This is a genomic window from Cypionkella sp., assembly GCF_030652235.1.
In the GTDB taxonomy this organism is placed as follows: domain Bacteria; phylum Pseudomonadota; class Alphaproteobacteria; order Rhodobacterales; family Rhodobacteraceae; genus Cypionkella.
This window is the reverse complement of the sequence record NZ_JAUSBA010000016.1, coordinates 98,488-105,388: the sequence shown is the minus strand read 5'-3', so window position 1 is coordinate 105,388 and position 6,901 is coordinate 98,488. Positions and strand designations below refer to the sequence as shown.

Sequence of the window (6,901 nt, the reverse complement as noted above, 5' to 3'; positions counted from 1 at the left end):
AGATCGACTTGGTGCTGACCCCAAGCCTCTCGGCAACCTCGCGCACAGGATAGCCCCGATCCTCGACTTGGGCCACTGCATCGCGCTTGAACTCGTCTGTGAATTTGTTTGCGGACATCTCGTCCTCCTTGCTTCCAAAATTACCAAGCAAGGCGTCTACAAATCTAGGGGCTATTCAGAATGCCGAAGCGAATAGAGGCTATGGGCGGGCGTCTCACGCAGGTTGTTCGCTGTCATGTAGTCGCTTTATGCCCTTCGATAGCCCTTCGCTTTCCCGGTAGTGCGGGAAGCCCTCTGCGAAGCCACGTATGGCCTCTAGGCTGGCACCCACAAGCGGAATTTTCCGGCGCGCATGTTTGGTTTTCAGTTTTCGACCATCCGGTTCGATGCTGATGTGTGGAACATTGGATGTAAGGTGGATCGTGCTTTTTGTGAGGGCGCGTATCTCGGAAGGCCGCGCGCCGGTGTTCACCATGATCAGCAAAATCGCGCGCGCTTCGGCGTCCAACCCATCCAATGCACCCTGCTTCAAGAGTTCGTTCTTGATCCAGTCCTCCGAGAAGGGCGGGCGAGTGTTCTTTTCGCCTTCCTCTAAGCGCAGCCCGCCAAGGGGCAGCACCAGTTCAAGGCGCTTTTCCTCATTCACCAGTTTCAGCACCTTGCCGAAGTGATCCATATTCTTGTTCACGTTGGACGGGTTCAGGTCTTCCGTTTCGATGCGTTCAAGCCACCAGTCGCGGAACGACCGAACGTCATCGCGGGTTATTTCATGCAACGCCTTATCGCCAATCACGGCGATGAAGTCGCGGATCGCCTGCTTGATCGGGCTTTTCCATTTCTTAACCTGCGCCTCTGACTTCCCGAGAGTCTTGGCCTTAGCCAGCGTCCAGAACAATTCTAGCGCACGGGAAACGGTGATCGCAGGTTCTGCCACCATGCCCAAGATCGCAGCCGCTTCGGTCTTTACAGGTGCATCGCCCGAGGTCTGGACGGCTTCTATGCGCTGCAACAGTTCTTCCCGAGGCAGCTTTGCCACGCGGGCAGCGGGCAGGTAGCGAAAGCCCCGCATCGCCGCGAGTTCTTTGGCCGCTTCAAGCGAGATTCTGCATCGGGGGAATCGCCAGCTAACCGCGCTTCCCATGCCTCAATCATCTGCGCCCAAGCTAAAGGCGCTTTGACCTTGGCAGCGGTTTCGCTGTCGGTGTGCAGGCTGATCCAAACGGTTTCGCGCGCCTCTACCGGCTGGTAGCGCCGGGGGACACGTTGAACGAGTTGGTATATATTGCCGCGTTTCTTGATTTCCGTGTGCAAGAAATGCACAGGAATCGCCAAATAATCAAGGGAGGGTGTTTAGAAGGGTGTGCAGCAAAACACTCAGCACTTTTGGCTTCGATGGCCGGCTGGTTCTTGCGAACCAGCCGTAGGCCATTGATTTTAGATGGTGGGCGATCTTGGAATCGAACCAAGCATGAGTCGCCTCGGCGGAGTTACAGTCCGCTGCCGCACCTTGCAGCATATCGCCCACTGCGGCGGTGATTACCCAAGGGCCGCGGGGGCGTCAAGGGCGGAAAGCGGGATTTCTGAAAGCTTTCACCTTGCGCCCAAACCCCGCAGCCCGCATTGTCGCGTCCGGATGTACGGGGGCTGAAACGCGATGTCGGGCGACAAAAAACCAACTTGGGTGGTGGATAAAGAACGCAACCGCCGCGCGGAAGCGCGCGAAACCGTCTGGCTGTTTGGTCTGCATGCGGTGCGCGATGCCCTGATGAACCCCGCGCGCGAAAAAATCCGTCTGGTTGTCACCAAGAACGCCCTCGACAAGTTGGAAGAGGCCGTGGCCTTCGCCAAGATGGAACCAGAACTTTCCGATCCGCGCAGTTTCTCGGTGCCGATCGACGAAGGCTCGGTCCATCAAGGCGCGGCACTTGAAGTCAAGGCGCTGAACTGGGGCAAGCTGGCCGATGTCGCAATTTCGGGCGCGGGTGAGCCGCTGATCGTGCTTTTGGACCGCGTCACCGACCCGCACAACGTCGGCGCGATCCTGCGCTCGGCCGAGGTGTTTGGCGCGCGGGCTGTCGTTGCCCCCCGCCACCATTCCGCCCCCGAAACCGGGGCTTTGGCCAAAACCGCCAGCGGCGCATTAGAGCGGCAACCCTACCTGAAAGTCACCAACTTGGCCGAGGCGATGCTGGAGTTGAAAGCCATGGGCTACACCCTGATCGGCCTTGATGGCGACGGCACGGTGGAGCTGTCCGAAGCGATGGTCAGCGTCGGCAAGCGCCCGGTTGCTTTGGTCTTGGGCGCCGAAGGCCCCGGCCTGCGCGAAAAAACCCGCGAAACCTGCGATATGATCGCCCGCATCCCGTTCGTGGGCGAATTTGGCAGCCTCAACGTGTCGAACGCCGCCGCCGTGGGCCTCTACGCTGCCGCCACGCGCTGAACTATATCTAAATCTGTTATCTTTTGCGCGCAGATATCCTTGGGTGGTCGTTGGTTTCGTCAATGGTTCGAGAAACCAACGGCGTGGGTGGCTAGCCCCCAAGGCTTTGCCGCAACTGCATCATCACAAATGCGCGACCGCCTCTTAAATTCGCTGCTGTGGTATCCATATCATAACTACGCGAGCCGGAACTCTCGCGGTGCCTGTTTACTGTCCCTCGTTCCACACCTTGACGTCCGGCCCACGGGTTGATCCTGTGACCCGGACGTCTTTTTATCCGCAGCCTACATTCTGGAGCCTGCCATGCTGCACAGCACCGATGCCGAAATCCGCGATATCTTAAGCGCAGTGCAGACCATCGCCGTTGTTGGCTGGTCGCCAAACCCAGACCGCCCAAGCCACGGCGTGGCGCGGTTTCTGGCGCAGCAGGGTTATCGGGTGATCCCGGTCAATCCGGGGCAGGCGGGTCAGATCGCCTTGGGGGAAGTGGTGCGCGCCAGCCTGTCCGAGATTGAAGACGGGGTTGATATGGTGGATATTTTCCGCCGATCTGAGGAAGCGGGTGCCGTGGTGGATCAGGCTTTGGCGGCTTTCCCGAACCTGAAAGCCGTCTGGATGCAGCTGGGCGTGACAGATGTCGAGGCTGCCAAGCGCGCGGAAGCCCGTGGGGTAACGGCGATCATGAACCGCTGCCCCGCCATCGAAATTCCCCGTCTCGGCACTGTGCGTAAATCTTAACAAGCGGTAAACGTCGCACCCGTAACCTGTTGTTTTTATCAAGGTGAAACCTCTGTCCACGCGGGGACACCTCGACGCGCACAGCGCCTACACCGCCGATAGCCAGCCGCCTCGGCCTGCTCTGCGGCTGCAAAAATCCGCAAATTCTTCCGCAACGGCGTGCGCGACGGGCAGCCGAAATCGCAATAAATCCCGGTGCTTGCCACCCCATAAACCCCCGCCCGCGCGACCTTACCCAGCACGTCCAGCCAGTCCTGATCCCCGGCCTCGCGCCCGTCTGTCAAAGCCATTTCAAGACCCGCCCATCCAGTGCCACCAACCCCGCCGCGATCAACCCAAACCCTGCCAACTGCCGCCCCGATATCGCATCCCCCAGAAACACCGCCCCCAGCAGGCAAGCCGACACCGGCACCAGAAATGTCACCAACAGCAGATTGGTTGGCCCGGCTGACGCCAGCAGCCGAAAATAGATCAGATAAGCCAGTGCCGTGGAAAACGCCGCAATCGCCAGCACCGCCCCGATGATGAGAAGCCCCGGCACGGCAAGGCTCCACGGCCGATCTACCAGCAGCCAAATCGGCAGCAACATCACCGCAGCCGACATCACCTGCCCAAAGGCGGTGGCAAGCGGCGGCACCCCCAAGCTTCGAAACCGCCGCCCCCAGATCCCCGCCAGCCCATAAGAAAACGCTGCCCCCAGACAGGCAAGGCTGGCCCAGATATCCGCCAAAGCAGCCCCGCCCATCATCACCACCACGCCCGCAAAGCCACAGGTCAGCCCAGCCGCCTTCGGGATGGTGATCTTTTCCTCGGTCAACAGATGCGCCAGCAGCACGCCCCAAAGCGGTGTCGTCGCGTTCAGGATCGAGGCCATGCCGCCAGAAATTCGTCCCTGCGCCAACACAAACAGCGTGAAGGGCACCGCGTTGTTCAAAAGCCCCATCACCGCCAGCGCGCGCCACACCGGAATGCCTTTCGGAAATGCCGTGCCACTGACCCACAAAGCCAGCGCCAGAAACCCGGCACCAAGCCCAACGCGCGCCCAAACCACGCTCAGCGTCGGCAGGCCTTGTAGTGCCACCGCCACAAAGAAGAACGACCCGCCCCACAGCAGGGACAGGATCGCCAGACGAGTCCAATCTTTAGCAGACATCAGCGGCTCCTATTCTGGCCGCCAGATAATCCGGGTCGCCCGACAAAGGCGACCCGGTTTATGCTATTTCACCCGGCTCCAGGTGCCACCATCGCGGCAAATCCCGAACACACAACCCCGCACCGACAGCTTGTTACCCGCCAGAGTCATGTCCGAGTTATAGATCTTGTCGCGATCCGGCGACCAGATCTGGCCATCGTCGTAAAGCCCATCCGAATAGGCGACCATATCCCAGACAATCTTCTTGCTAATATTTTCGCTAGGTTTTTCCTTGCCTGCGGAATCAAACGCCTTGATCAGCGTGCCACAAAAGGCAGCGCCACAGGGCTTGATCTGCACATAGCCGAAATTGCCATTGTCATCGGGCTTGGTCTTCCAAATCCCCTCTACCGGGTCGGCGAAAGCCGCGCCGGCGCCAAGGGCCAGCGTGGCGGCGAGTATCAGTGTCTTCAGCATGGTTTCCTCCCTCAAAGTCTGTCACAGGTTTGCGCGCAATTTTGGGCAAATCAACACTGACGTCGGGTCGCGCGGGTCTTGGCAATCGCGCCGCAGCACCCTAAAGCCTGCGGCAGAGATACGGAGGCTGCGATGATCCTATACCCGGCGATTGATCTGAAAGACGGCCAGTGCGTGCGGCTGTTGCGTGGCGAGATGTCAGCGGCCACGGTGTTCGGCGATGATCCTGCGGCGCAAGCGCTGAAGTTTCAGGACGCGGGTTGTGCTTGGCTGCATCTGGTCGATCTGAATGGGGCCTTCGCGGGTGTGCCGGTCAATGCGGCGGCGGTTGAGGCGATTTTGGCCCGCCTGCGCGTGCCTGCTCAGTTGGGCGGCGGTATCCGCGACATGGCGACGATTGCGATGTGGCTGGAGAAGGGCCTGTCGCGGGTGATTTTGGGAACGGTGGCGGTGGAGAACCCGGATCTGGTGCGCGAGGCGGCGAAGGCGTTTCCCGGCAAGGTCGCCGTCGGCATCGACGCCCGCAAAGGTTTCGTCGCGACCAAAGGCTGGGCGGTGGAAACCACGGTGAAAGTCACCGATCTGGCGCGCAGCTTTGAAGATGCAGGGGTGGCCGCGATTATCTACACCGACATCGACCGCGATGGTGCGATGCAGGGGCCGAACATCGATGCGACCGAGGCCCTCGCGCGGGCGGTGACGATCCCGGTGATCGCCTCGGGCGGGGTTTCGCGGATGGAAGACCTGATCGCGCTGCGCGACACCGGTGTGATTGCCGGGGCGATCTCGGGGCGCGCGCTGTATGATGGCGCGATTGATCTCAGCGCGGCGCTGAAAGCCCTGAGCCTCTAGGTCATCCTCTGTGCTCAAATATCCTCAGGGGGTGAGGCGAAGCCGAGGGGGCGGGAACGCCCCCTTTCCACCGAACAGCCGCCGCGCTAAGGTTCCAAAATGCTCAAAACCCGCCTGATCCCCTGCCTTGATGTTGCCGATGGCCGTGTGGTCAAGGGCGTGAACTTCGTATCTTTGCGCGATGCCGGTGATCCGGTGGAAGCCGCGCGGGCCTATGATGCGGCGGGGGCGGATGAGTTGTGTTTTCTCGACATTCACGCCACCCACGAAAACCGCGGCACGATGTTTGATCTGGTGACGCGGACCGCCGAGGCTTGTTTCATGCCGCTGACGGTGGGTGGTGGGGTGCGCACGCATGAAGACGTGCGGGCGCTGTTGTTGGCGGGGGCGGACAAGGTGTCGTTCAATTCGGCGGCGGTGGCGAACCCGGATGTGGTGGCGGAAGCTGCGGATCGGTTTGGGTCGCAGTGCATTGTGGTGGCGATTGATGCCAAGACCGTCAGCCCCGGCAAGTGGGAGATTTTCACCCATGGCGGGCGGAAAGCCACCGGGATTGATGCGGTGGAATTTGCGCGGCTTGTGGTGGCCAAGGGGGCAGGGGAGATTCTGCTCACCTCGATGGACCGCGACGGCACGCGGGCGGGATTCAATCTGGGCCTGACGCGGGCGGTGTCGGATGCGGTGTCGGTGCCGGTGATTGCGAGCGGAGGCGTGGGCACGTTGGAGCATCTGGTGGAGGGCGTCACCAAGGGTGGCGCGTCTGCGGTACTGGCGGCGTCGATCTTTCATTTCGGCGAGTTTTCGATTGGCGAGGCCAAGCAGCACATGGCGGCGGCGGGTATTCCGATGAGGTTGACATGAGCGCTTTGGAACGCTTGAGCGAGACGATTTTGGCCCGCAGATCGGCAGATCCGGAAAGTTCCTGGACAGCGAAACTGCTGGCCAAAGGGCCGGAGAAATGTGCGGAGAAGTTCGGGGAAGAAGCCATTGAGGCGATCATCGAGGCAGTGAAGGGGGACCGCGTCAAGCTGACCTCGGAGGCGGCGGATGTGGTCTATCATTTGCTGGTGATGTTGGCGTCTCGGGATGTATCTCTGGAGGATGTTCTGGCGGAACTGGAGCGGCGCGAGGGGGTCTCGGGGATTGCCGAGAAGGCGGCGCGGTAGGGTCCCGAGTTGGGACCTTGGGGCGTAGCGAACAATAACAATGGGTTGTGATCTCGATTTAAGAGATTTTTAACGATTGCGCGGACTGATGCGGCG

General features: G+C 60.7%; 11 protein-coding genes and 1 tRNA gene. 5 read left to right on the top strand and 7 right to left on the bottom strand.

What is annotated here, in order from left to right; genetic code table 11:
• From Q7V03_RS04385 to Q7V03_RS04375, 4 genes are all read right to left on the bottom strand, one after another.
• A partial coding sequence (locus Q7V03_RS04385; RefSeq protein WP_304924392.1) for a transposase occupies positions 1-118 on the bottom strand: 118 nt, incomplete at its 3' end.
• A gap of 96 nt (positions 119-214) precedes the next feature.
• On the bottom strand, positions 215-1,069 hold the full coding sequence (locus Q7V03_RS04380; RefSeq protein WP_304924390.1) for a tyrosine-type recombinase/integrase: 855 nt from the start codon (positions 1,067-1,069) through the stop codon (positions 215-217).
• Entirely contained in the window at positions 997-1,320 is a 324-nt protein-coding gene (locus Q7V03_RS23790; protein WP_370651073.1) for a DUF6538 domain-containing protein, read from the bottom strand. The genes Q7V03_RS04380 and Q7V03_RS23790 overlap by 73 nt, the downstream gene beginning before the upstream one ends.
• 119 nt (positions 1,321-1,439) lie before the next feature.
• A tRNA-Tyr gene (locus Q7V03_RS04375) sits at positions 1,440-1,523 on the bottom strand.
• Positions 1,524-1,654: 131 nt separating this feature from the next.
• On the opposite strand from Q7V03_RS04375, the gene rlmB reads away from it, so the two are divergent.
• Both rlmB and Q7V03_RS04365 read left to right on the top strand, forming a co-directional pair.
• Positions 1,655-2,440, top strand: coding sequence for a 23S rRNA (guanosine(2251)-2'-O)-methyltransferase RlmB (rlmB, locus tag Q7V03_RS04370; RefSeq protein ID WP_304924389.1), 786 nt, complete (start codon positions 1,655-1,657; stop codon positions 2,438-2,440).
• 303 nt (positions 2,441-2,743) lie between these two features.
• Positions 2,744-3,178: a CoA-binding protein gene (locus Q7V03_RS04365; RefSeq protein ID WP_304924388.1), complete on the top strand. Its 435-nt coding sequence runs from the start codon at positions 2,744-2,746 to the stop codon at positions 3,176-3,178.
• Positions 3,179-3,216: 38 nt separating this feature from the next.
• Here Q7V03_RS04365 and Q7V03_RS04360 read toward each other — a convergent pair whose 3' ends face one another.
• The 3 genes from Q7V03_RS04360 to Q7V03_RS04350 form a co-directional block, all read right to left on the bottom strand.
• The gene (locus tag Q7V03_RS04360) at positions 3,217-3,468 is read right to left on the bottom strand and encodes an Ada metal-binding domain-containing protein (protein WP_304924387.1); all 252 of its coding nucleotides are present in this window, start codon (positions 3,466-3,468) and stop codon (positions 3,217-3,219) included.
• Positions 3,459-4,331 (bottom strand): DMT family transporter, encoded by an 873-nt coding sequence (locus tag Q7V03_RS04355; RefSeq protein ID WP_304924386.1) that lies wholly within the window; start codon positions 4,329-4,331, stop codon positions 3,459-3,461. Before Q7V03_RS04355 ends, Q7V03_RS04360 begins: the two co-directional genes overlap by 10 nt.
• A 63-nt stretch (positions 4,332-4,394) precedes the next feature.
• Positions 4,395-4,787 carry a DUF2147 domain-containing protein gene (locus tag Q7V03_RS04350; protein ID WP_304924385.1) on the bottom strand — a complete coding sequence of 131 codons (393 nt, stop codon included), beginning with the start codon at positions 4,785-4,787 and terminating at the stop codon, positions 4,395-4,397.
• Between the two features lie 132 nt (positions 4,788-4,919).
• Here Q7V03_RS04350 and hisA point away from each other — a divergent pair, with 132 nt between their 5' ends.
• From hisA to Q7V03_RS04335, 3 genes are all read left to right on the top strand, one after another.
• Positions 4,920-5,639, top strand: coding sequence for a 1-(5-phosphoribosyl)-5-[(5-phosphoribosylamino)methylideneamino]imidazole-4-carboxamide isomerase (gene hisA, locus Q7V03_RS04345; RefSeq protein ID WP_304924384.1), 720 nt, complete (start codon positions 4,920-4,922; stop codon positions 5,637-5,639).
• 99 nt (positions 5,640-5,738) lie between these two features.
• Positions 5,739-6,500, top strand: a complete 762-nt coding sequence (gene hisF / locus Q7V03_RS04340; RefSeq protein ID WP_304924383.1) for an imidazole glycerol phosphate synthase subunit HisF — start codon at positions 5,739-5,741, stop codon at positions 6,498-6,500.
• Positions 6,497-6,805 (top strand): phosphoribosyl-ATP diphosphatase, encoded by a 309-nt coding sequence (locus Q7V03_RS04335; protein ID WP_304924382.1) that lies wholly within the window; start codon positions 6,497-6,499, stop codon positions 6,803-6,805. Before hisF ends, Q7V03_RS04335 begins: the two co-directional genes overlap by 4 nt.
• Positions 6,806-6,901: the final 96 nt, after the last annotated feature.